This is a genomic window from Peribacillus sp. FSL R5-0717 (genome assembly GCF_038002945.1).
Lineage (GTDB): Bacteria > Bacillota > Bacilli > Bacillales > DSM-1321 > Peribacillus > Peribacillus frigoritolerans.
Genome location: NZ_JBBOOF010000001.1, coordinates 5,181,104 through 5,203,615, shown reverse-complemented (window position 1 = coordinate 5,203,615; position 22,512 = coordinate 5,181,104). Strand labels below are relative to the sequence as shown.

Here is a 22,512-nt window from a genome sequence, read left to right as displayed (position 1 = left end):
AACTATTTTCAGCAGAAACAAAACGAGACAAAATGAGATTGGTGTCTCGTTTTGTCTCGTTTTGTTTAAAATATACGATCCGAATTCACTTATAACTGAAGTTCAAAGATGGTTTGAATCTGGAAAGCAGCCTGCTTAAGCTTAAGGAATAAGCTCTTTATACACCTTTTATTTAGGTTTCAGTATTTACTAACATGAATTTTGTTAAATAGTTAGAGAGGAAGGACCTAGCTAGTAAACTATCAAGCTTAACGTAAATTTTTTAGCGCACCGCTCCATGCAATTGTTTGATCTAGCATTGCATGGACATTACCAAGGTGTAAATCAGCTGGTTTAAACGTTTTGAAGTTTTCAAAGTCTGTAAATAGCGATAATGTTGGATTTACACGAACGTCCGCAACTAGTAATTCCCCTAATATGCCACGCAAATGTTCGGCTGCACGGGCTCCGCCAGTTGAACCATAGCTTACGATGCCCGCAGCTTTGTTGTTCCATTCATCACGTGCGGAATCAAGTGCGTTTTTTAATGCCCCTGTAATGCTATGATTATATTCTTGTACGATAAACACAAAACCATCCAAGCTTGAGAGTTTTTCTGACCAAGCTAATAATCCTGGTTCTTTACCAGTGCCTTCTCCAAAAAACGGCAATTTGAAATCCGCGATATCGACGATTTCATAAGTTGCATCTTCTCGTTTATCAGCTATTTCTTTAACCCAATTTCCCACTTGTGGACTTACGCGTCCTATTCGTGTGCTTCCTAAGATAATTCCAATCTTTAATTTTTCCAATGTTTTCTCCTCCTCGTAAAAACTGACTGGCCAATTAATTGTTTTAAGAATATAACCTTTATGAGTTGATGGATTTACATATTTTCAATCTCTTCCACTAACGTGTAATACCCACCTTCTGTATCTTCAATGAGATGGTTTATTTTGTTAAGATGTACTCTGAATTCACTTTTTTCTAACCAATTTTTATGAAAATCAATACTCTCAAAGGTCGTTACCATAATTGCCTTATCATTATCTACAGAACGATGCCAACGGCTGCTGATCCAACCGGGAACACCTTGTGATCCCTTCTTGAAATTGAGCAGTTCTTCAGCTTGGATAGCAACCAATTCATCTAGTTTGCCTGGTTTAGCTGTAAATACATTAATCCATACTATTGTATTACTTGATTTCATATTCATAATCTCCTGTCATTCAATCTATTTTTAGTTCATTAAAAATTGGAATTTCCTTTACAATCAACATGGTATGTCAGTACTGACTGTCGTTATACTTATTCAAAAACTAGGGAGTCAAAGCCCTAGTAAATGTTTGCACACTCTCCATGATAAATGCCTCCAGAGACACGGTTGGATAGTTCTCATCGGCATCCAGATTGTTCATAAAGGCACCAAAATTCATCATCATGAACGACAATGCCTGAAGCTCTGGGTCTGTGGGAATAAGCTTTCCTTTTTCATGCATCGTGTTAAAATAGTTTGTCAAGATTCCCAGTAACTGTCGGGGGTGCTTTTGTGTTTTTTCTCTAAAACCAGGTAAATTGCCTTCCTCCTTGATACTTATCATAATCATTTTCCGGTTACGATTCATGATTTCATGATATGTTCGACTGATCAGTTGTAAATCTGAATGCAAATCCCACACGATTTGTTCTTCATTAAAAAGTTTGGTCATCTCTTCAGAATAATGATATCGGTCAAATGCCGTTTCTAAAAGATTTTGCTTGCTTCCAAACCGACGGAATAGTGTTTTTTCACTAAAACCTGCGGAACCAGCAATTTCCTGAGTAGAAACACCATTATACCCTTTCTCTGAAATTAGATCGATTGCCGCCAACAACAGCTTATCATCGGTACTAAGCTTATTACTGCTACTCATGCTCTCACTTCCTCCGAATAGACTGTCAGTACTTACTGACTTTCCATTTTATTCTATTCATCTGTTTTTAAATTGTCAAGAAAATATTTCCAACAGTATATATTTTTTTAAGATGCAGGCCAACCCGGAAGAGTGAACCTTATTGGGGAATTAACACCAGCCCATTCAGGAAAATTTATAAAAGGCGGAGCTTTTTGCTCCGCCTGAATTCTAGAATATTTTTTTCTCATTCAACTCGAGTGCCAATTCTTTAAAAAACTGTAGCGATTCTGGATTTCCCATGGAGTCTGCATTCACTACTTTATCAAACTCGAAACCTAATAATACTTTACGTATCGGGACTTCCATTTTCTTTCCGTTCAACGTTTTAGGAATTTGTTCAACGACATGGATTTGGTCAGGGATAAAGCGAGGGGATACATGCCCTCTGATTTGTTCCTTGATTTTTGCCGTCAATGCTGCATCCAGACTTTCCCCGGGCTTAAGGACTACGAACAACAGCAGTGAGGAACCGCGGCCAAGCACTTCCCTATCAATGACTAGGCTTTCCATTACCTCGTCTATCGCTTCGACGACCCGGTAGATATCGCTAGTTCCCATCCGTACACCAGAACGATTGATGGTCGAGTCTGAACGTCCATAAATGATACAGCTGCCCTTGTCGTCGATCTTTATCCAATCACCATGTTTCCATATGCCAGGATACGTATCGAAATAACTCTCGTAGTATCTTTTCCCATCTTGATCATTCCAGAAATAAAGCGGCATGGACGGCATCGGTTTGGTAATGACCAATTCACCGACTTCATTAATCAATGTTTGACCATGCTCATCAAAGGCTTCCGCACAAACACCCAATGCCCTTCCTTGTATCTCTCCGATCCTCACGGGCAATGTTGGAACACCGCCTACAAATCCGGCACATACATCGGTCCCGCCACTGGATGAACTGAGCCAGATATCCTTCTTGACATTTTCATACACCCATTTATAACCGTCTCCAGATAATGGAGCTCCAGTTGAAAAAAGAGCCCTCAATTTCGATAAATCATATTTTCCCAGGGGCTTGTTTCCTAACTTCATGGAATTCGTAAGGAATGGTGCACTTGTTCCAAAGAAAGTCATGCCTGTATCTTGCGCCAATTCCCAAAGAACATCCATATTCGGAAAAGAAGGACTACCGTCATAAAGGACGATGGTCCCTTCATTAAGCAAACCACCCATAAGGAGATTCCACATCATCCAGCCTGTCGTCGTAAACCAGAATACGGTATCCTCGGAAGTCATGCCTTGATGGATTCTTGTTGATTTGAAATGCTCCAATAATATACCGCCATGCCCTTGAACAATCGGTTTTGGCATCCCGGTTGTACCTGATGAATAGAGAATCCAAAGCGGATGATCGAAAGGAACACTTTCAAAAGATAATTCTGCCTTTTCTTTTAATAGGTCATCCCAAGGAACTGTATCTGCCAGATTCACTTCCAAAATCTTTTTTTCTATGTAAGGAACCAGCACGGTATGCTTGACAGTGACCAATTCCTGTTTAAGCTGGGAGACGACCGATGTTTTATCATATACATTTCCATTGTACTGATATCCATCAACCGCCAGTAATACAACTGGTTCAATCTGTTTGAAACGATCTATGACGCTTCTTGCCCCAAAGTCAGGTGAACAACTGGACCAGATGGCACCTATGCTCACTGTTGCCAAGAAAGCTATCACCGCTTCGGGTATGTTTGGCATATAGGCAACAACACGGTCACCTGATTTCACACCAAGTTTCCTTAATGAATGGGCGACAGATGCCACTTTTTCTTTCAGCTCTTTCCAGCTAACCTCTTGCTGCCTGATATGTTCGGAACGAAAAAAAATCGCCGTTTTCTCTTCTTGATCATTCAATAATGCATTTTCAGCATAATTAAGCCTTGCCCCCTCGAACCATTTGGCACCTGGCATGGATTGCTCCGCTAAAACCCTGTCATATGTCCTGCCGGCTTTTACATCACAATAATCCCAAATTGAGGCCCAAAATTGCTCCAGTTCATCTACCGACCATTTCCATAATTCATGATAGTCATGAAATGTTAAACCTTTCTTTTCTTTTAACCATTTCACATATTGAGTCAATACCGTTTGCTCGATTTGTTCCTTTGTCGGTTCCCAAATGATTTGTCCATCTGTAAGCGATTTCATGCAATCATCTCCCTTAGGTATCAAATGCGTCATTGAATCATTTCATAATATTGGTAGTTTACTTAAATTGTAATCTATGAGTTTCAAAACTGTCAATTTACACTAAACTCAATTAGGCTCGTATTTATGTATGGGCAGGTTAATGGAGAAACATGTCCCTTTCCCTTGTACACTTGACACATGTACCGTACCATCCATGCTTTTGATAACGCTATATGAAACCATCATGCCCAATCCCGTCCCTTTATTTTTTGTGGTGAAGTAAGGCTCACCTAAACGGTATATCTGTTCCTGTGTCATTCCAATTCCCTGATCTTGGATTTTAATTTGGATGGTAGAGGCAGCACGAATTAAATCTATGTATATTTCGCCAGCATGGTCCATCGATTCTATGCCATTCTTTAGGATATTGAACAAGCACTGCTGGAATTTCTTCCTTTCCCCCATGATAGAATAAGCTCCATCTTCGATTAGTGATAACTTCAATTCTGTTCCATTATTGTTAGCCAGGGGTTTTATGCTGTTCACGACATGCTGAATTTCCTCCGATACCCTTAATCGCTCCGTGTTTTCAGGGCTTATGGAAGCAAATGTCAAATAGTCATTAATGACATCCGTGGCCCGATCCAATTCCTTCAGTGCAATATTTGCATATCTGACCTTTGTATGGGAAGATACGTCTTCGCTTAACATTTGTATATATCCCCTGGTAACTGTAAGGGGATTTCTGACTTCATGAGATATGCTTGCAGCCAGATGACTAACGATTTGCAATTTTTCCGCTTTCACTAATTTTTCCAGAACCTGAAAATTAGTGAGGATGACCTCCCATAGTAAGATTACAACAACAATTCCAATGACTTGGATCGTGAAGTATTGTTTCCATAGACTTATGCCGATAGTAAGTTCAAATACTACTGTTGAAATAAACTGCGTGAGAATATGTACAATGAAGATTAATGATATACCGATGAGAATTTTTTTACTGACAGAGAGTTTCAAATAGTATTTAGATATAAAAAACAAGGAAACACCCACTAGTGGAAAAGTGATGCATGATATATAAAATCCATTATCACCCCCTGATAAATAGCGGATAACAAGAGTGATGACTATCAATATGATTCCTAACCGATAGCCTCCATATAAACCGCCTAACAGAAAAGGGATCCATCTAAGGTCCCAAACAAAATCCTCTTCTATAACAACGGGAAATAGCATGCATAAAACAAGTGAAAGAATAGGGAAAATCGATAGGAAGGATCCTTTTAATGCATCTAAACGGTATACGTACTTCACTAGATAGCTCATTTGCAATAAAAAGATCGGAAAAAGGATAAGTAAAAAGTTAATCAGTAAATCTTTGGTCATAAGATTCATTTTTACACCGAACTTTCGATATTTTTCGAAGATTTAGACAGGCATATCAATCATATCAAGATAGATAATGATAAGCTAGTGAAATTATTATGAGGAAAATAAAAGTTACCTCTTCCGCCATCCAGGTAAGAATTTGAGGTAATGTTATATAAAAAATACCCGTTCTTAAAGAACGGGTATTTTTTTCAAATTGGTAAAACTGTTGAATTTTCTAAGAGAACAATTTTCAATTAGGATTAATGGGGAAATGTAAACTCTATTGATTAAATTATCGACTGATGGGTAAAAATGATCAGTCCACTGAATATCACAATTTTTTTCTTCCAGAAAAGCGTCATTTACAGAAACCCTTTTTAGATATAGAAGTAAAGTGTTAAAGTTCATTCACTCTTCTAGTTCTTGAATGTTTTCCCATCATGATAATAAAGTTCAGAACCTAGATGAACATTGTCATTTTCTTTCAATTTATGAATAAGCTCTTTACTTTTTGTTTTATCCAATTCTTTATACCAGGTTCCTTGTGGATATAGAATAGCGATCGGACCATGCTTGCATTGGCCGTTGCATAATGTTTTTGTTGTGTGAATCTCCTTTTGTAGTTCTAAGTTTTTCAATTCCCCCCTAATCGTCTCTGTTACTTCTTCTGCTCCATTTTTCGTGCATGTTTTCCCGTTGCAAATTAATAGATGTTTGCTAACCCCAACTAAGTTCATATAAATTCCCCATTTCCTTATTATTTGACCTCTGTAGCAAATGGATAGCTATTGACTTTATCATAAAACTTAAATTCTCCTCAAATTTTTATCAACGTCAAACTCTATCGGACTAACCTGATGACAAGGTTTCCGGGTTTACTATCAACAAACGCACTATAAGAGTATTCAGGCAGGTCGAAATTCAGAGAATAAACGCCATTTCCTTTTTCCACAGGATGTATGGAAACAATAGTAAACCATACCCCGGTAAAGTATATGTTACTCTAAAAGAAATCGTGCTACAATTCGCACGTTCTTTTTTTAATGTATGGTACATGTCTGGATCAAATTCCTCTTCAACGGTTCTTTTCTCTACACTACCTTCAATCGCTTTATTGCACTTGCCATAAAACACAAAAAAGCCAAGCGCCGATTCAGGGACTTTCTAATCCTATTTTCTCCTGAATTCCAGAAAAAATAAAGGTTCTATAAGTGACAGAGAATTGGAATATGGTTTAGCGGCACAAAATAAGAAAAATGAAGAAAAACTCTGTTGAGACTCATCTCCACAGAGTTTACTTCAAATCATCAGTTAGCTTTCAACAAGGGTGGCAGGGCACCTTCCCTTTGATTACTTGTGAATAGTACTTTTCGTGCCTCTTTTTATTTTGCAATTGAATCCATGTAAATGTTTTGTTCTAGTTTTCCCCACACTCTAGAAGTCTTACATGTGTACGGAAAAAAGACTACACCTAATCATGCACTTAAAACGAAAACACAAAATAATGTTAGAAAAAGAACAGGAAAAAACACTGAAACGATCATTTCAGTGCCATCAAAAAAATATTTGAATAAGTATTAATAAAGAGCTGATTTTGCGAGCACAGTGATTGTCGCATCATCCATCGGAGGATTATGAAGTCCTGCGCGTACATCCCTATAGTAGCGTTGCAGGGGATTGTTTCGTTGTAAACTTTTGGCTCCGACGACTCTCATCGCTTTATCGACGATGGAAATCGATTTGTTGACGACCGATAACTTAACTGCCCCCAATTGCTTCGATAATTCATCATGATTTTCAGGCTGCCGCACCCATTTTTCTGCGACAGAGTAGAGGAAATGGTGTGCTTCACCCAATTCCAGTTCCATCCCCCCAATTGTGCGTTGCACATTCGGAAGGTCCCTGATTGGTCCTGGTAAGCTATTCGGAGAATAGGTTTTCGCAAATTCGACTGCGTAATTTCTGGCAGCCACTGCGATTCCCAAGTAGCAAGCCGGTATATGTAATAGCCACGCTTCAGGTTTTCTTTTTTCACCAGGATTGCTTTTCATGACATAATACTTTTCAGGCAGGCTGACATCATTTAACACCAGATCATGACTTCCCGTCCCCTGCATGGAAATCATATCCCAAGTTTCTTCTATACTTACACCCTTTACATCACGATGAACTAAAAATGTGCCAAGTCGCTCATCCTCGGGAACCCATGCCGTTACGAGAAAAATATCAAGGACAGGAGAGAGTGTAGTAAAAGTCTTTCTGCCATTCAAATTCCATTGATTACCCTTTTTGATCGCGATGGTTTCCGGTCGGCCTCCGCGCGTCGGACTCCCCGTTCCAGCCTCAGATGCTGCCGTATTGATTAGTGCACCTTTCGACACTTCATCATACAATTCTTTCATGACTCCTTTTTCCCAAGGTCTCTTCTCCGATAAGGAAAGTACCGTTCCGACATGCCAGCCTATTCCTAAGGCTGTTGGGCCGCAATATTGAGCTATTTTTTCTTGGCATAGGAGAAAATCATATAAGGAACCGCCATATCCCCCATGCTCTTTAGCTAATGTTAATTGGGGGTATCCGAATTCCTTTAACTCCTGAATGTTTTCATAAGGAAACCCCTTTGAATCATCAAGTGCCTCAGATCGGCCGGAAAACAACTGAATCGCGTCCTCTAATTTTTGTATATAGTCTTTTTGCTTCTGTGATTGAAAAAACGACATGAAGATCATCCCTCCTCTAGTAAACAAAAATCTTGAACCATCCAGCAGCAGAAACGGAACTGCTAACTCCACTTTATCATATCACCTTAGTGTAGTTTATGGTTCGAGTCTCAGATTAAGAGTCAATGTCTTCATTTTTATATTCTTTGTTCGCGTTCTTGTAAGCCTCCTTCGCCTGATCAATATTCTTGTTTTCAAGAAAGTAGGCTATCGCGGCTTGCCCGATTCCATAAGTGACGGCACCCGCTACCGCACCGGAAACGACTAGACCAGCTCCTGGAATGAAACGGACTGCAGCCCTGACACCTTCCCTGACAAGGAGTCCGATGCCAACATTGATTCCTAACGCTGCAATGAATTCACTTGCCGTTTTCGTATTGATTTCTTTATCCGCGATAAAACCAATCACCACAATCATCAAACCTTGAATGCCGGTCAAAATGGGAAAATCGGCAAAAGGTATTGGCTCTGCACCTATTAAACCTGCGATTGCCGTAAACGTTCCCACTATCGTCCGTGCGAATTTTTTCTTTACGAATTGGCTCTGCATCGCTTTGGCTGTCTTCAGCTTCGCTTCACTGGGTAAGGCCTCAATTAAGTAATCAGAAAGCAAATCTATGTTCCAACGCATATCATATTCAATATTTCCGCTTTCATCAAAATCAATATACGAACAAGTAGGGATAATGTTCAAAAGTGGTATTTCACTCTCTTTAAATCGTTTTGACATCAGAGCGATGGCTTCATCAATATTCTTTTTTTTCTTAGGATTGGCATCAAAAGGTACTTGTTTATAATGTGGCGGATCTAATTCATCCACTTGTGTGACCACACAGATGACAGGTACATCATAATGGTGATTCTCTTTAACGATCTTGCGCAGCTTATTCAATTCTTGTAAGTCTTCTTCAATACGTGAATCCGCTTCTTTTGCTTTAATCAAGAAAAGAAACACATCAGGCTGTTCTTCAGTCACCGCTTTTATCAATTCATCCAATGGTGTATCTTCCTCGAACTCTTCCGTAGGAGCTTCACTCTCACCCAGCCCGCGTGAGTCCAGCAAGCGAATTTTGGGTTCGGCATCACTCGGGTACCATAACCATTTACCCTTACCCGTTCCAGATTTAACGGAACTGACATATTGCCGTTCCTGACCAAACATCGCATTGATCAGTGAGGATTTTCCAGACCCTCTTCTACCGACAAGAGCAATTCGCGGTTCCCTTGCATCAACAGTCATCGTTTTCAGCTGTAAGAGCTGGTCGAGCATTTTGGTCTTTTTCGATTGTGAAATTGGGAGCTTATCTACCTGGCCTTTAATGAAACTGAATATGCTTCCCATTTCATCTTGTTTTTCCGCCATCACTCATTCCCCCTTTTTAAGAAGTGTCTTAAGTAACATTTACCCTTGAGCAATTCAATTTAAGCATGTAAATTCATTCTCCTTGCAAATTAAGGGGTTCCATTTCTCTAATCAATAACTCTTTTCTTTTAAGAACATGACGACACTGGCCATGTATTTTTGAATTTCCTGGACTTGAAAGGCCGCAGAATCCGCAATCTGTTTGTAATGATGCTGTCCTTCATCGGTTATTCGTAAATACCGTTTAGTTCGTTTTTCACTTTCCCACCTGCCGACAAGTAGGCCGTTCTCTTCCATTTCATGAGATAAATCGTATAAATAGCCATTTGAAGCGATCCAGCCGAACTGATTTTTAAGCAGATCGCCAATTTCCCCCATATAAATGGGTTTCTTAGTGAAAGCGGCTTTTAAAGTTACATAACGGACAAGGTCCTTCACCGATATTATTTTCGAGAAATAAGACCTGTATTCTTCTGGAAGCTCATTTACAACCGGTGGGTTTTCACCAGATCCCCTTAAATCGAACATGAAGCGATCAATGACCTTTTTCACTTCGGAAAACCGTTCCAGGAAATTTTCTTGATACCATATGTAAAGCTCTTTGCCTTTTTCCGTTATTTGATAATAATTTCTTCCCTTATTCGTATATAATGATAAATGATTGGATTCGACTAGCGTATTCGATATTTTACATAAATAGTCATAGCTATGCACTTTTCCAGTGAACGTATTTTTCAGGTCCTGGTGAATCGCCCTTGGATAATTCGCTTTTATCCTCAAAGAGTGAAGTAAGAAAATCGTTAAAAATTCGCGCTGGCTCAACCCCACGGTTTCTACCGTCGCAGACAGTTTCTCCCCTTTCTTCACAGTCATTCCCCCCCTTAATACTGTATATAATTAAATTTTCTTCCTTCCCCTTATTATCCTGTGCTGCCACATAATAGTAAAGTTTTTAATGCCAAACTGCCTAGTACTAATTTTTTGGATTCGATCTATTGTGGGATAGGAGAATTCTGAATATTCTGCCGAGGTTTATTGTGAAATAGTTTAAAACAAAAAAAGAAACGGCCTATGATAAGGCCGTTTCTTTTTTTGCTTACTGTTCCGTTAAAATGATCGGATCTTCTTTTGTAATGACGAGGGTATGTTCATATTGGGCGGAAAGCTTTCCATCTGCCGTTCTCGCAGTCCAGCCGTCTTGGTCCATTTTCATATGCCATGTTCCTGCATTAAGCATAGGCTCAATCGTGATGACCATGCCCTCTTTTAAACGGGCACCTTTACCTGGCTTACCATAATGTAGGACGGTAGGGTCCTCGTGCATGGTTTTGCCGATTCCGTGACCTGTAAAATCGCGGACAACAGAAAACTTTTCACCTTCTGCATAAGACTGGATTGCATGCCCAATGTCCCCGAGACGATTTCCTGCCCGTGCAACTTCAATGCCTCTATATAGAGCATTCTTGGTTACATCCATTAAGCGCCGAGCTTCTTCGGAAACTTCTCCGACTGCATATGTCCAAGCTGAGTCCGCCAAACCGCCGTTAAGGTTCACCACCATATCGATCGTGACGATGTCTCCCTCTTTTAGGGCTTTCTTTTGCGGAAACCCGTGACAAATCACATCATTCACTGAGGCACATGTTGCATATTTATAGCCGTTATAGCCCTTTTGTTCAGGTGTAGCACCATGCTCTGCCAAATATTGATCGACAAATTCCTCGATTTCCCAAGTCGTGATACCCGGTTTTATCATTTTTGCAATTTCTCTATGCGTCGCAGCAAGAAGTTTGCCCGCTTCATGCATCAAATTTATTTCTCGTTCACTTTTAATGGTTATCATGTAAAATCCTCTTTCGTTTTATAACTTATCTGCTTGAGACTCCTTATTTATCATATGCCTTTTTTTATATAAAAAGCAACCAAAAACCCGGTAAAAATCACCGGGTTGATTAATTCATGAAATTTTCTGTACCTGTCATTCTGATAAAATAAGCAAAATTACAAAAGCCTAAAAAGGATCCAGCGATTACTTATTACGCGATTGAATATTCCAGGGGTGAATTAACTGGAACATGATAATTACCCTGTGACTTATGGTCTTAATAATTCTATATAGGCCCGTGTGTATTAATTGGGTACAGTTTCCCATTCATTGCAAATGAAACTCTTCCTGTTTCCTCTGATACTACCAATACAAGGGCATCACTCCGTTCAGATAAACCCAAAGCAGAGCGGTGCCGTGTTCCCAGTTTCTTTCCCCCGGTTGACATGTCTGAAAGCGGAAGGACATTTGCTGCGGAAACAATCTGATTTTGACTAACCAAAACGGCACCATCATGCAGTGGATTTCCAGGAAAAAAAATCGATTCCAATAAAGAATGGGTTAACTCCGCTCCTATAGAAATACCGGGTTGAATCAATGAATCAAGGGGATCTCCCCGTTGAATCACAATCAACCCGCCATGTCTCAAATTCGATAAATTTTGAACGCAAGTTGATAATTCGGGATATTTGTCCGTAAATGGTGACAAATAACAGTTTAAATAAAATGTTGCTGCTTTCATATCAATGTATATGAATTTATCCTTTATTTTCTCGAAATTTCCAAGAAGACAATAATTTTCATCACCCATTGCTTCTAAGTTATTCTGTAATGCCGATATTACTTGGCGTATCTCCTCTTTTAACGTTTGTTTCATTGGTGAAAAATCACAATGTCCATTATTCACAGGCATGCACCTCCCTTTAATTATTCTACTCTTTTTTTCAATGGATCTTAATTCCCACTAAAAGACCATGCTTATTTTCCCTAGCTCTATTTATCCCTTTGTACATTATGAATGTACTTAAAGTTTGTCTTCACGATAATTAATTATTCATCTTTACTATAAATCAGCAGTGACTTCACATTTTTTTATGTCATATGGACAAGGTAAGAGAATAGATATATTAATGACCTGTTGATAGATATCCTATAATAAGAGGTGGTATGAGATGCCTTATGTAACAGTATTAGACCAAGGAACGTTTGAAGTTGAAATGGGAAAAAAATTAGTATTGGCATTGGAAGATAACGGGATAAATATTCTCCACCGATGCGGTGGGAAAGCTAAGTGTACAACTTGCAGAGTGGAAATATTGGCAGGTGATTTTTTGGAGGTTACCCATAAAGAAAAAAAGGTCTTTGAGGAAAAAGGAATGGAAGATCATTTGCGTTTATCTTGTCAAATTTACGTGAATGGAGACATAACAATTCGGCCGATCAAGACGGTTGAGAACTCTGGAATTCCTGCTGGGCCAAGGCCTGAAGACTAAATGTTTCATAAAGAGTGTAGTTTGATCAAAAAATATCAAAACGACTAAAAATATTTTTTCTAGTCGTTTTGATGTTTTTTATCTTTAGCTAAATGATTTACTTCTTTTCCATGACCGCAAAGTAATTATCTTCATTATCAGCAAAATTGAAGACTCTTCCAGATGGCATATTTACAAGTTCTCCCACTTTGATATTCTTCTCCGAAAAGTCTTTATATAATTCATCAAGATTATCCGAGTAAAACATTAATGAAGGTGTAGCAAGATTTAATTCAGGCTGCATTTTAGCAATGAATTCCTTATTATGCAGGATGATACTCGTTTGTGCATCCTTTGTTGGTGCTATTTCAATCCATCTTAACCCTTGGCCGTTATCTTCTTCAGAAATTACGCTAAATCCGAATTTTTCCGTCCAAAATTTCAATGACTCATCTTGGTTATTAACGTATAACATAATTTGACCGACTTTATTAATCATTGGCTTCTCTCCCTTTCTGCTGGTTCCGTTATTAATTGAATCATTTATGTATAAGCATCATGCTGGTTGGGAAAATATAACTGATTAAATCGTATAATAAATGAAAGATTTAATCAATATATACAAAAATTGAATTTTTCCTCTTTTGGGAAGGTTTTTGAAAACCAACACAATTGTTTATGGGAAGCGGATATCTCTTACGAACTTTGCTTAATTGTTTCTTCTACATATTCCAAGAAATCTGTATGTGCCGGATTCCCTTCCAGATGTTGAGCTACCACAGTCAATGGCATTATACTCTATCTCTCTTTTTGGAGTAAAGAACCGTCTCTGTTAATGCCCCTATTCACTTCATCAAGTGCAGAAGAAAAATGATATACAGAATCATATTCATACCATTTATAATCTTGATTTATATTCCTTTTTATAACTTCTCCAATATACGCACCTATCCTTACCACAAAATTATCAAAATGATTCTTTAAAAGTTCCCTACCCATTTGAGCAGTGCTTAATCTTTTCGTATAAGCATCTATATAACGAATGCTTTCAATAGTAAAATCTAAATTTCTCTTTGTTAGGTTCTCTAGTATCAACTGATAAATCCTGATACATTAATTTCGCAATGCCTTTTAAATCATTTTTTATTAATTTAGTTTTATTTAATGAACCGTACATATGACATTTCCCCTTTTTACTTTTTCTATTGGTTAATTATATATTAATGGAATTGCTCCATTGTTTATTAAAAAAAGCTATGCATTCTTTATATTCAGGAATTTGCAGGACTTTTCGATTTTTCACAGAACTTTTATACAGAGTATTGATCAAAGGAGAGTGAAATGGTGGTTCTTTCGAAAGAGGGTTTGTTAAATATATTGGAAGGCAACAGGAGATTGACGTTGCGGGTGGTTGAAGCTTTCCCTGAAAAGGAATTATTTCATTATACACCGGCCGGGAAGCTTCGCCCTTTCGCAGAGATGGTTAAAGAAGTCATGAACATTGAGACTGGATATATGCGTGGAATTGCACTGGGTATTTGGGAGTTTCCAGATTCCTTTGCCGAAATTTCCACCAAAGAAGAACTCGTATCAGCATGCGAAACAGTAAGGGATGAGACGAGGAAATTGTGGGAGGAAATGACCGAGGAAACGCTTGAAGTAGTTGAAAAAGATCCTTTTTTCGGTCCCTCACAAAGCCACTTTGATAGACTTCAATATGCCTTGGAAAATGAGATCCACCATAGGGGACAGGGTTATATTTATCTTAGAACCCTTGGAATTGAACCACCGGAATTTTTCGTAAGGTAATCATGCATTAAGTAATAAATTGGGAGCATTGAAAAATAAATAAGAAAATAGGAGTGAGATACATGTCAGTTGATGCATATCTTAATTTTAATGGGAATTGTCGACAAGCAGTAGAGTTCTACGCAGAGGTTTTTGGAACGGAACAACCAAATATCATGACCTTTGGGGAAACACCGCCTAATCCGGAATTTCCCCTTCCAGAAGAAGCGAAAGATTTAGTCATGCATACAAGGCTTACTATTAATGGTAGCAATATCATGTTTTCAGATACTTTTCCTGGTATGCCTTTTGTAGAAGGAAATAATATCAGCCTTGCATATGTCGGTAATGATGTGGAGGAAATTAAATCGATCTTTAACAAACTAAGTGAAGGCGGCACGGTTGGTCTAGAGCTGCAGGAAACATTCTGGAGTAAAATTTACGGTCAGTTAACCGATAAATTCGGAATCAAATGGCAATTTAACTTCGAAAGCTGAGAAACGGAATTTGGATATAGGACTTTTCACGGTTGAAAAGTTTCTATATCCTTTTGTATTTCCATCATCATGAGAAGGATATTGTAACAAGCAAAGGATTAAGGGGATTAGTTAAATGATTGGTTGGAAAACACAAAACACAACATAACTTTACATCATTATCTTGGTTCAGGAAAAAAGGTGTATAGTGAAAGGGTACTTTCAAGGTATTTAATCTTATCTTATCGAATCAATTCTCATTTCCTGACCATAATAGCTAGGATGAAAACAATAAAGGAGAAAAATCATGAAAAACAAAATTCAAAAAATCACAACTAACCTTTGGTTTGATTCACAGGCCGAAGAGGCGGCGAGGTTCTACACATCCATCTTTGAAAATTCTAAGATCGGAAGAATCACTAGCTATGGAAATGAAGGAAATCAAATCCATGGAAAGACAATGGGTTCTGTGATGACCGTGGAATTTGAATTGGAAGGACAAACATTCGTAGCATTAAATGGCGGTCCTCAATTCAAATTCACAGAGGCAATATCATTTATCATCCATTGCGAGGATCAAAAGGAATTGGACTATTATTGGGGGAAACTCTCGGAAGGCGGAGATGAAAAGGCGCAAGTGTGCGGTTGGCTGAAAGATCAATTTGGTGTGTCATGGCAAATCATCCCAGAAAGTCTAACCGAGATGGTGAACGACTCCAATCCTGAAAAATCGGAAAGAATGATGAAGGCGTTGCTCCAAATGAAGAAAATTGACATTAAAACTTTAGAGCAGGCGCATCAAGGATAAGTTCCAATAAACAACTTTCTGATTAGGCAGAAGAGTGAACGATTTTGAAATAGTTAAAGCCTAATTTCTCGGTACTTGTGAAATTAGGTTTTGATATTTACCAAAGTAGAAAAGAAACAAATGGCATAATGATATAGATGGTTTTTAAGGGAGAAATAAAATGATGGACAAAATATATACCAAACCACTTCAACTTGGCAATGAAATAATTGAAAGAAAAATCCGCTATGACTCTTTAGTTGTAGAACATACCTGTATGCTATTAAACGCACAAAATCATCATGTCGTGCTTTTTCATGAAATCATGGATGCGTTCACGATGAAAGCGGGTCCCATAGAATTAAACATACCCATTGGAAGTTATACGATAGCTTATTATTGGAAAGACCGCCCTTATAATTTATACATTTGGAGAGATAATGAAGGCAATTATTTAGGTTCCTATTTTAATATTGTAAAAAATACATATATGGCGGATAAGTTGTTATCCTTTGAGGATTTGATCATTGATATAATGGTGCTTCCGGATGGGTCACATTTTATTTTGGATGAGGAAGAGTTACCTGTGCCCTTAGAGCAATTTGAGAGTGGTTCTGTTAAACAAGCCTTAAACTCTTTACTTGATTCCATTGATATCCTTCTTTCACAAATCATTGAGGAATCCGGGAAACTCTATAAACATAACGACCTCCTTCCATGGTTGAACAATAAATGACAATCGTTTTAATTCTTTGAACTCCGCAAAAGAGGTAGCATTACCATGAACAAAAAGCCTACTTCATTCAGCAGGCTTTTTGTTCCCCTCACTCACCATCAGCTTGAGCCGATATACTGTTACCAAGCTCCTCAATGTTCTTAGATACCTTTGCACTGTATGAGTAGTCACCGTAGCAATATGGGTACCGAAAATTATCCTTGTCCCCGCCGCAATCATAAAGCTTGGGGTTCTTTTCGACCTGAAGCATGGAGAACTTCTTCGCAAGCTCTTCATTATGCTTGCCCCCTTCATTCGCCACGAAATCAATATAACCAATACCCATGTTATATGCTTGAATGATCGTGGCAAAATCCACACCCTTTTCATTGCCATATTCATTGATCCTCTTAAAATGTTTCACCCCATACTTAATGCTTTCCGTTGGATCTGTGATTGTATTTGGATCAAGACCCGCTGACTCAGATGCCTGCATTGGGTCACCGCCCCGTCCTCGGCTTTCCTGCTGCATCAAAGCAATCAATGTCGAAGTATGCTCCTCAAGTCCGTATTTAGCCAACTCCCCTTGAAGGAGTGAGCTATACTTCTTTACGTTCGCGAAAGAATCAAGCGTATTTACTGATGTGGAAACATTTTCGGAATAGGGGGTTTTCATGATCTCCTTAATGAGCAAAAATCCAAAAATCAGGATGAAAATGGTAAAAACTTTCTTTGATTTCTTACGTTTCTTCTTCTTCACATTCCCTCTCCGATATCTCTAAGTTAATATATTTATATCTTAACAAATAGTAAGACTAATAACTATTTAGAATACCCAATAAAACGTTTTGCAAATGAGATTACCATGCATATTTTATCAAACAATGAGACACCCTATTGGTTGGAGGTGATATGTATGGACAAGAAGAATGAAAAAGAAGAAATCCTTGATGATAAAAAGAAAAAATATAGAAACGAGTTTGGGGCAGATCCGGATGAACAAGAAATGAATGGTCTGTATGGTATGTTGGAAACTGAATATGAAGATAAGCTTCATGATAAAGAAAAGTAACGATTGGTTTCTTTAATGTTTGTTAAGCGCCTTAATATGGCGTTTTTTTATGAGTTCCGTTACTATTCTAATGGTTCGCATTTCGTTTCATAATGTACTGATTTTTAAAATTTGAATTAATTTGGTCATAAAATAAAAGGATACGATTAAAAAGGGAGTGACCTAATACTGTCACTCCCTTTACACATTTAATATTGTGAAGACTGTCCGCCATCAATCGGAATGACAGCCCCGTTGATGAACTCCGATTCCCCTGATAATAGGAAGGCGACTAAACGGCCGACCTCTTCTGGTTTACCAAAGCGTTTCTTAGGATTCACACTGACGAAATCCGCCATTGCTTCTTCCCAATTTTCCCCGCCTATTTGCCTGAATGAACCTTCTACCATTGCCGTTAAGATAACTCCTGGTGCAATGGCATTTATGCTGATTCCATATTGACCATATTCTATGGCAGCTGTTTTCGTTAAGCCTGCAACAGCATGCTTACTCGCAACGTAAGCACTTTGGTTAAGTACAGCACGAATTCCACCTACGGAAGCCACGTTCACCACTGCCCCTGATCCTTGTTCTTTCATGATTGGCAGAATGTATTTCATACCATAGAACACACCATTTATATTGATGTCCGTCACTTTGTTGAAAACTTTGCTATCGTATTCAGCCATAGGAGCTTGTTTACCTTCGATACCCGCATTATTATAAAATGCATCGATTCTGCCATACTTGCTGACTGTTTGGTCTACATAGTTCTTTACTGCTTCTTCATCCGATACATCTGCAGTGACCAGAAGCACGTCCGATTTTGGTGCAATTTCCAAGATTAATTTTTTTGTCACTTCCAAAGATACATCGTTTAAGTCAACTAATGAAAGTTTAGCCCCTTCTTTAGCCAATTCCAATGCGGCTGCTTGTCCTAACCCTGATCCTGCCCCAGTAATGATTACAACTTTGTCATCGAATCGTTCGCTCATTTGTCAAAACTCCCTTTTTTAAGTTATCACGAAAATCCTTTGATTATTATTATCCTTTAAAGCTTAAGAATCCATCATCAACAGGGATGACTTGTCCATTAATGGCGTCCGCTTTTTCAGAGAACAAGAACGTTACAACTTCAGCAACTTTTTCTGGCTGAATCAATTTTTTCCTCATATGAAGTTGTGCCAAACTGTCCAGAAACTCTTGATCTTCACCAATGATCGGCGTTTCGATGAAACCTGGTGCAACGCCTACAACACGAATCCCATATTGCGCAAGTTCAATGGCACCGGATTTAGTCATGGCGATGACTGCAGCTTTTGCGGCATGGTAATTAAAGCTGCCAATTGAAACCATCGTCCCATATATAGAAGCTGTATTAACGATCGTTGCCCCAGTTACACCAAGCTCGACCATCTTCCTTGCTGCATAATACATGCCATAATATACGCCGTGTTGGTCAACATCAACGACTCTGTGGTATGATTCTGGATCCATTTCCAAAAATGGTTTTACAAGTCCAATTCCAGCGTTGTTGAATATGCCATTGATGGTGCCATGGTTGGCAATTGCTGCTTCGACCATCGCTTCCACTTCTTCCGCTTTAGCTACGTCCACTTTCACAAAAGATGCCGTGCCTCCCTTTTGTTGAATAGATTCAGCCGTTTCCTTAGCGGCAACATCATTATAATCAGCCGCTACGACAATAGCTCCCTGATCAGCTAATTTATATGCCGTTTCCTTACCAATTCCGCTGCCCGCTCCTGTAATTATTATGACTTTTCCTTTTAAACTCATGTATGGGTCCCCCTTTAATAATGTTTTTTGCTAATCAGATTAAAATGGCCCCTCCGTCGATTACAAGTTCTTGACCCGTAATGTGGCTGGAAAGATCGGATACTAAGTACATCATTAGATTTGCAACTTCCTGAGGATCAGCATACCGGCCATCCGGAGTCGTTGCTTCCAACTGTTTTCTAGCCGCTTCAGCTGCCGCGGAATCTCCTTGACCAAATCCGCTTTCAATCGACCGCATCATAGCCGTGTTGACGACACCTGGGCAGACGGCATTCACCCGGACACCATGTGGAGCTACTTCGACACCAGCTGTTTTCGTCATTCCTAGAACCGCATGTTTACTAGCGCCATACGCCACCATGTTTGGCGTTGCCAGTAAACCAGCTCCAGAAGCTGTATTCACGACCGCCCCGCTTTTTTGTTCAATCATATGGGGCAATACATGTTTCATGCCCAAGAAAACACCTCGTACATTTATTGACATTAATTGATCGAAAACCTCAGCAGGATAGTCGATAAGCGGCATTATTTTGCCTTCCCAACCTGCATTATTCAAGAAAATATCGATTTTTCCATAGAAATCTATCGTTTTTTGAACATAATTTTTTATATCGTCTTCCTTTGTAACATCGGCTTTAACGAATTTGGCTTCGCCGCCGTTTTCTTTGATTTCATTTACCGTTAGCATGCCAGCCTCTTCCGAAAGGTCTACAACAACCACTTTGGCACCATTTTCTGAAAGTGTAATAGAAGCTGCCCGGCCGATACCCCCGCCGCCACCGGTAACAATTGCTACTTTTTCTGTAAAATCGAATGCTTGCATAATATTCTCCCTTTCTCCCTTTGATCTTGGTGAAGATATTCTTGTTTGAATACGATTACATCATAACATTCTTTTTGTCGATTGTCGACAATTCGGTTTTAGAGTCAAAGACTCTACATCACTCCACGATTCAAGGCTTCATGAATTTCATTTTTTGCTTTAACTAAATCATCTTCTAGAATGGCCTCAATAGACATCTTTAATCTGAAATGGAAACTTTCCATCGTTTCCGTATTCCATTGACTTTGGGCAAAAACCATGAGGATATGACTGGCTTCTTCAAAAAATCTTGCTAATGCTTTGTTATTGGCGATTGAAAAAATATATCGAAATATCTGTGTTGCCCTTTTTTGATACTCGATAACATTACCTTTTTCACACTCATCGGTTGCACTTTCCAAATGCCTTTGTAATGATTGCTTATTTTCTGAGTGCCAATTCCCTTGGGAAAATTCAATGCCCATCTGGATCAGTCCGATCGTAACATCATTATATTCAATGATTTCCCTTTGTGAAAATGGCTTGACGATCGTTCCCCGCCGCGGCATCCTCTCAACAATACCGTCAACCTGCAGTAAATAAAGGGCTTCACGTACTGGTGCACGGCTAGTGTTCAATTCTTTGGAAATGTCTTCTTCGACGATTTTCTCTCCAGCTTCTATTTCACCTTCAATGATTTTTTTTAAAATGTGTTTAGCGATTTGTTGTGGTAACGATTCTCCAAAATAAATGCCATCTGTCAAATTGGAAGCATTTCCAAACATCTTTCAGCACTCCTATACTTCTATAATTAATTTTAGTTCTTCTAGTATAACATAAGGATAGGAATTAACTTCCTTTATAAATCACATCCATTAAGGAAAGCACATATAAAGAGCCCGTTTAAAGAAAGGGCTCCATGAGGTACTTTTTTATTCGACTAGCCTCGGTTTCGCTGGATCGCAATTTGGCTTTTCCATGTCTGTCGATTCAGCGAGTTTCGTTAAATAATAACATTCTTCACGCCACATATGATCGGCCATTAATGGCGAAAAAGTTCCAAGAGCCTGCGCACTGAGGTCAAGCTCCTCCAATTCAAGCAGGAAGTGCTGGAAGAATTTAATTTCCAATGTGACGTCCGCATTCATTTTTTCCAATGCTGGGAATGTTGACAGATTAGTTCGTAAAAATCCAGCCATTTCAACAGCTTTTAAATAAAAATCATTAAAATGTTTTTTATATTGCTCACTTTTCTCTTTTAATCTTTTTTCAACATCATCCATATTGGATGATATTGTACCTGCATGCCCTGCTGCATCTAGCAGCCAAAGCAAATGATGATGAAGTTCATGAAAAACCGGCGGCATTTGATTTGCATTGAAATATTTCAATAATCTTAAATATTCTTCTAATTCGTTCACCATATGATTAATAAATGAAGGTGAAAGATGTATTTTAATTTTACCTACCAGATGCTCTTTTAAAAGACATAGCTTAAACTCCCGAAATCTTAATGTTTCTTGTTCTGCTGTGGCAGTAAGTTGCGAAATCTCTTCCGAATTGGCTTTACGAAGGAGAGTATCAAAAATTCGAATGAATTCTGAGGCAATTTCAATGTATTCCACTTCGACCGGAGCTAAAGACTCGTGGATGAACCTGGCATGGTCTCCTAAGATTTGCAGCCAAAACCGATGCTCGAATCTTGCTGTTTTCTCCAAAAACTCGTTCATTTGCTCTCCCCCATAATTTAAAGTAAAAGAAACACACTTATAATTTGTATTCTTAAACCTACAAACTTATTAATATAAATTATATGTGGCTTAATCAATCTAAAATTGATTCATTACCCGCACGATTGAACATCCGGCCGAGACAAAATCCCGTCCACACCCCAAGTGGGTCAAACGTGTTCATACCTTCTCCAAAAACGTTCATTTGCGTTCTAATTTAATCTCTGGCAGTATAACTAAAAAAACAATGTTCTTCGAGTGGTGAAAGTTCAGAAATAGAATTAAGGGACGATAGAATTAAAAGCAAATGGAAAGCTGAAATCAGACCGTTTCTTCTTGCTCGTTTTTCTCTTACTGCGGATTTCTATTTTGATATGACAGCGGAAACCAGCCTTGATTCTGCCTCAAAAAAGGAAATCATGAACTTTTATCATTTAAGAGAATTATTGATGCAATCCGAATGGTTAAATTCCTTCCGAAAACGGATTTTCAGAGGTAAAAATCTTGAGATCGAGTACCGTCTTAGAAGAATTAATGAA

The 22,512-nt window shown here is 38.6% G+C and carries 25 protein-coding genes; 6 read left to right on the top strand and 19 right to left on the bottom strand.

From position 1 onward, the window contains the following. Positions 1-248: 248 nt before the first annotated feature. The 11 genes from NYE65_RS24930 to cdaS all read right to left on the bottom strand — a co-directional run bounded on the left by NYE65_RS24930 (position 249) and on the right by cdaS (position 12,262). Positions 249-791 (bottom strand): NADPH-dependent FMN reductase, encoded by a 543-nt coding sequence (locus NYE65_RS24930; protein WP_048684481.1) that lies wholly within the window; start codon positions 789-791, stop codon positions 249-251. Between the two features lie 74 nt (positions 792-865). Then, entirely contained in the window at positions 866-1,189 is a 324-nt protein-coding gene (locus tag NYE65_RS24925) for an antibiotic biosynthesis monooxygenase family protein (protein WP_340861973.1), read from the bottom strand. Between the two features lie 109 nt (positions 1,190-1,298). Next, entirely contained in the window at positions 1,299-1,892 is a 594-nt protein-coding gene (locus NYE65_RS24920) for a TetR/AcrR family transcriptional regulator (RefSeq protein WP_340861972.1), read from the bottom strand. A 210-nt stretch (positions 1,893-2,102) separates the two neighbouring features. Then, positions 2,103-4,091 (bottom strand): acetoacetate--CoA ligase, encoded by a 1,989-nt coding sequence (locus tag NYE65_RS24915; protein ID WP_340861971.1) that lies wholly within the window; start codon positions 4,089-4,091, stop codon positions 2,103-2,105. A 108-nt stretch (positions 4,092-4,199) separates the two neighbouring features. Then, complete coding sequence (locus NYE65_RS24910) at positions 4,200-5,390, bottom strand: sensor histidine kinase (protein ID WP_239861240.1); 1,191 nt, start codon at positions 5,388-5,390, stop codon at positions 4,200-4,202. A 473-nt stretch (positions 5,391-5,863) separates the two neighbouring features. Then, complete coding sequence (locus tag NYE65_RS24905; protein ID WP_340861970.1) at positions 5,864-6,184, bottom strand: (2Fe-2S) ferredoxin domain-containing protein; 321 nt, start codon at positions 6,182-6,184, stop codon at positions 5,864-5,866. Positions 6,185-7,024: 840 nt separating this feature from the next. Next, positions 7,025-8,167: an acyl-CoA dehydrogenase family protein gene (locus NYE65_RS24900; RefSeq protein ID WP_340861969.1), complete on the bottom strand. Its 1,143-nt coding sequence runs from the start codon at positions 8,165-8,167 to the stop codon at positions 7,025-7,027. A 115-nt stretch (positions 8,168-8,282) separates the two neighbouring features. Continuing rightward, positions 8,283-9,530, bottom strand: coding sequence for a GTPase family protein (locus NYE65_RS24895; protein ID WP_278088949.1), 1,248 nt, complete (start codon positions 9,528-9,530; stop codon positions 8,283-8,285). Between the two features lie 111 nt (positions 9,531-9,641). Beyond that, positions 9,642-10,397, bottom strand: a complete 756-nt coding sequence (locus NYE65_RS24890) for a helix-turn-helix transcriptional regulator (protein WP_048684497.1) — start codon at positions 10,395-10,397, stop codon at positions 9,642-9,644. Between the two features lie 229 nt (positions 10,398-10,626). After that, complete coding sequence (gene map / locus NYE65_RS24885; protein WP_057277666.1) at positions 10,627-11,373, bottom strand: type I methionyl aminopeptidase; 747 nt, start codon at positions 11,371-11,373, stop codon at positions 10,627-10,629. Positions 11,374-11,641: 268 nt separating this feature from the next. Further along, positions 11,642-12,262 carry a sporulation-specific diadenylate cyclase CdaS gene (gene cdaS, locus NYE65_RS24880; RefSeq protein WP_328177993.1) on the bottom strand — a complete coding sequence of 207 codons (621 nt, stop codon included), beginning with the start codon at positions 12,260-12,262 and terminating at the stop codon, positions 11,642-11,644. A gap of 265 nt (positions 12,263-12,527) precedes the next feature. On the opposite strand from cdaS, the gene NYE65_RS24875 reads away from it, so the two are divergent. After that, positions 12,528-12,848, top strand: coding sequence for a 2Fe-2S iron-sulfur cluster-binding protein (locus tag NYE65_RS24875; protein ID WP_340861968.1), 321 nt, complete (start codon positions 12,528-12,530; stop codon positions 12,846-12,848). A gap of 97 nt (positions 12,849-12,945) precedes the next feature. On the opposite strand, the gene NYE65_RS24870 is transcribed toward NYE65_RS24875, so the two are convergent. Then, the gene (locus NYE65_RS24870; protein WP_053535009.1) at positions 12,946-13,326 is read right to left on the bottom strand and encodes a VOC family protein; all 381 of its coding nucleotides are present in this window, start codon (positions 13,324-13,326) and stop codon (positions 12,946-12,948) included. A gap of 549 nt (positions 13,327-13,875) precedes the next feature. After that, complete coding sequence (locus NYE65_RS24865; protein ID WP_340861967.1) at positions 13,876-14,004, bottom strand: hypothetical protein; 129 nt, start codon at positions 14,002-14,004, stop codon at positions 13,876-13,878. Between the two features lie 164 nt (positions 14,005-14,168). On the opposite strand from NYE65_RS24865, the gene NYE65_RS24860 reads away from it, so the two are divergent. The 4 genes from NYE65_RS24860 to NYE65_RS24845 all read left to right on the top strand — a co-directional run bounded on the left by NYE65_RS24860 (position 14,169) and on the right by NYE65_RS24845 (position 16,614). After that, entirely contained in the window at positions 14,169-14,636 is a 468-nt protein-coding gene (locus NYE65_RS24860) for a DinB family protein (RefSeq protein WP_340861966.1), read from the top strand. Between the two features lie 62 nt (positions 14,637-14,698). Beyond that, positions 14,699-15,112 carry a VOC family protein gene (locus tag NYE65_RS24855; RefSeq protein ID WP_057277670.1) on the top strand — a complete coding sequence of 138 codons (414 nt, stop codon included), beginning with the start codon at positions 14,699-14,701 and terminating at the stop codon, positions 15,110-15,112. 286 nt (positions 15,113-15,398) lie between these two features. Further along, entirely contained in the window at positions 15,399-15,899 is a 501-nt protein-coding gene (locus NYE65_RS24850) for a VOC family protein (RefSeq protein WP_328177989.1), read from the top strand. A 163-nt stretch (positions 15,900-16,062) separates the two neighbouring features. Beyond that, positions 16,063-16,614 carry a DUF402 domain-containing protein gene (locus NYE65_RS24845; protein ID WP_340861965.1) on the top strand — a complete coding sequence of 184 codons (552 nt, stop codon included), beginning with the start codon at positions 16,063-16,065 and terminating at the stop codon, positions 16,612-16,614. Positions 16,615-16,702: 88 nt separating this feature from the next. On the opposite strand, the gene NYE65_RS24840 is transcribed toward NYE65_RS24845, so the two are convergent. Then, the gene (locus NYE65_RS24840; RefSeq protein WP_034311999.1) at positions 16,703-17,353 is read right to left on the bottom strand and encodes a lysozyme family protein; all 651 of its coding nucleotides are present in this window, start codon (positions 17,351-17,353) and stop codon (positions 16,703-16,705) included. Between the two features lie 156 nt (positions 17,354-17,509). Between NYE65_RS24840 and NYE65_RS24835 the strand changes: the two genes are divergently transcribed. Beyond that, positions 17,510-17,665 carry a DUF4021 domain-containing protein gene (locus NYE65_RS24835; protein WP_082609346.1) on the top strand — a complete coding sequence of 52 codons (156 nt, stop codon included), beginning with the start codon at positions 17,510-17,512 and terminating at the stop codon, positions 17,663-17,665. A 188-nt stretch (positions 17,666-17,853) separates the two neighbouring features. Here the strand turns inward: NYE65_RS24835 and NYE65_RS24830 are convergent, their stop codons facing one another. The 5 genes from NYE65_RS24830 to NYE65_RS24810 all read right to left on the bottom strand — a co-directional run bounded on the left by NYE65_RS24830 (position 17,854) and on the right by NYE65_RS24810 (position 21,973). After that, positions 17,854-18,639, bottom strand: a complete 786-nt coding sequence (locus tag NYE65_RS24830) for a glucose 1-dehydrogenase (RefSeq protein WP_340861964.1) — start codon at positions 18,637-18,639, stop codon at positions 17,854-17,856. A 49-nt stretch (positions 18,640-18,688) separates the two neighbouring features. Then, entirely contained in the window at positions 18,689-19,441 is a 753-nt protein-coding gene (locus NYE65_RS24825) for an SDR family NAD(P)-dependent oxidoreductase (RefSeq protein ID WP_034312008.1), read from the bottom strand. 34 nt (positions 19,442-19,475) lie between these two features. Beyond that, complete coding sequence (locus NYE65_RS24820; protein WP_340861963.1) at positions 19,476-20,264, bottom strand: SDR family NAD(P)-dependent oxidoreductase; 789 nt, start codon at positions 20,262-20,264, stop codon at positions 19,476-19,478. 113 nt (positions 20,265-20,377) lie between these two features. Then, on the bottom strand, positions 20,378-21,028 hold the full coding sequence (locus NYE65_RS24815; RefSeq protein WP_214768222.1) for a GntR family transcriptional regulator: 651 nt from the start codon (positions 21,026-21,028) through the stop codon (positions 20,378-20,380). A gap of 147 nt (positions 21,029-21,175) precedes the next feature. After that, positions 21,176-21,973, bottom strand: a complete 798-nt coding sequence (locus tag NYE65_RS24810; protein ID WP_340861962.1) for a DUF2935 domain-containing protein — start codon at positions 21,971-21,973, stop codon at positions 21,176-21,178. Between the last annotated feature and the right edge of the window lie 539 nt (positions 21,974-22,512).

What these genes read in the sequence shown, in the direction of transcription:
- NYE65_RS24915 (WP_340861971.1), bottom strand. Translation starts at nt 4,091, where the DNA reads ATGAAATCGCTTACAGATGGACAAATCATTTGGGAACCGACAAAGGAA.
- map (WP_057277666.1), bottom strand. Translation starts at nt 11,373, where the DNA reads ATGATAACCATTAAAAGTGAACGAGAAATAAATTTGATGCATGAAGCG.
- NYE65_RS24920 (WP_340861972.1), bottom strand. Translation starts at nt 1,892, where the DNA reads ATGAGTAGCAGTAATAAGCTTAGTACCGATGATAAGCTGTTGTTGGCG.
- NYE65_RS24810 (WP_340861962.1), bottom strand. Translation starts at nt 21,973, where the DNA reads ATGAACGAGTTTTTGGAGAAAACAGCAAGATTCGAGCATCGGTTTTGG.
- NYE65_RS24900 (WP_340861969.1), bottom strand. Translation starts at nt 8,167, where the DNA reads ATGTCGTTTTTTCAATCACAGAAGCAAAAAGACTATATACAAAAATTA.
- NYE65_RS24895 (WP_278088949.1), bottom strand. Translation starts at nt 9,530, where the DNA reads ATGGCGGAAAAACAAGATGAAATGGGAAGCATATTCAGTTTCATTAAA.
- NYE65_RS24855 (WP_057277670.1), top strand. Translation starts at nt 14,699, where the DNA reads ATGTCAGTTGATGCATATCTTAATTTTAATGGGAATTGTCGACAAGCA.
- NYE65_RS24845 (WP_340861965.1), top strand. Translation starts at nt 16,063, where the DNA reads ATGGACAAAATATATACCAAACCACTTCAACTTGGCAATGAAATAATT.
- NYE65_RS24865 (WP_340861967.1), bottom strand. Translation starts at nt 14,004, where the DNA reads ATGTACGGTTCATTAAATAAAACTAAATTAATAAAAAATGATTTAAAA.
- NYE65_RS24860 (WP_340861966.1), top strand. Translation starts at nt 14,169, where the DNA reads ATGGTGGTTCTTTCGAAAGAGGGTTTGTTAAATATATTGGAAGGCAAC.
- NYE65_RS24820 (WP_340861963.1), bottom strand. Translation starts at nt 20,264, where the DNA reads ATGCAAGCATTCGATTTTACAGAAAAAGTAGCAATTGTTACCGGTGGC.
- NYE65_RS24870 (WP_053535009.1), bottom strand. Translation starts at nt 13,326, where the DNA reads ATGATTAATAAAGTCGGTCAAATTATGTTATACGTTAATAACCAAGAT.
- NYE65_RS24850 (WP_328177989.1), top strand. Translation starts at nt 15,399, where the DNA reads ATGAAAAACAAAATTCAAAAAATCACAACTAACCTTTGGTTTGATTCA.
- NYE65_RS24815 (WP_214768222.1), bottom strand. Translation starts at nt 21,028, where the DNA reads ATGTTTGGAAATGCTTCCAATTTGACAGATGGCATTTATTTTGGAGAA.
- NYE65_RS24905 (WP_340861970.1), bottom strand. Translation starts at nt 6,184, where the DNA reads ATGAACTTAGTTGGGGTTAGCAAACATCTATTAATTTGCAACGGGAAA.
- NYE65_RS24925 (WP_340861973.1), bottom strand. Translation starts at nt 1,189, where the DNA reads ATGAAATCAAGTAATACAATAGTATGGATTAATGTATTTACAGCTAAA.
- NYE65_RS24875 (WP_340861968.1), top strand. Translation starts at nt 12,528, where the DNA reads ATGCCTTATGTAACAGTATTAGACCAAGGAACGTTTGAAGTTGAAATG.
- NYE65_RS24830 (WP_340861964.1), bottom strand. Translation starts at nt 18,639, where the DNA reads ATGAGCGAACGATTCGATGACAAAGTTGTAATCATTACTGGGGCAGGA.
- NYE65_RS24825 (WP_034312008.1), bottom strand. Translation starts at nt 19,441, where the DNA reads ATGAGTTTAAAAGGAAAAGTCATAATAATTACAGGAGCGGGCAGCGGA.
- NYE65_RS24835 (WP_082609346.1), top strand. Translation starts at nt 17,510, where the DNA reads ATGGACAAGAAGAATGAAAAAGAAGAAATCCTTGATGATAAAAAGAAA.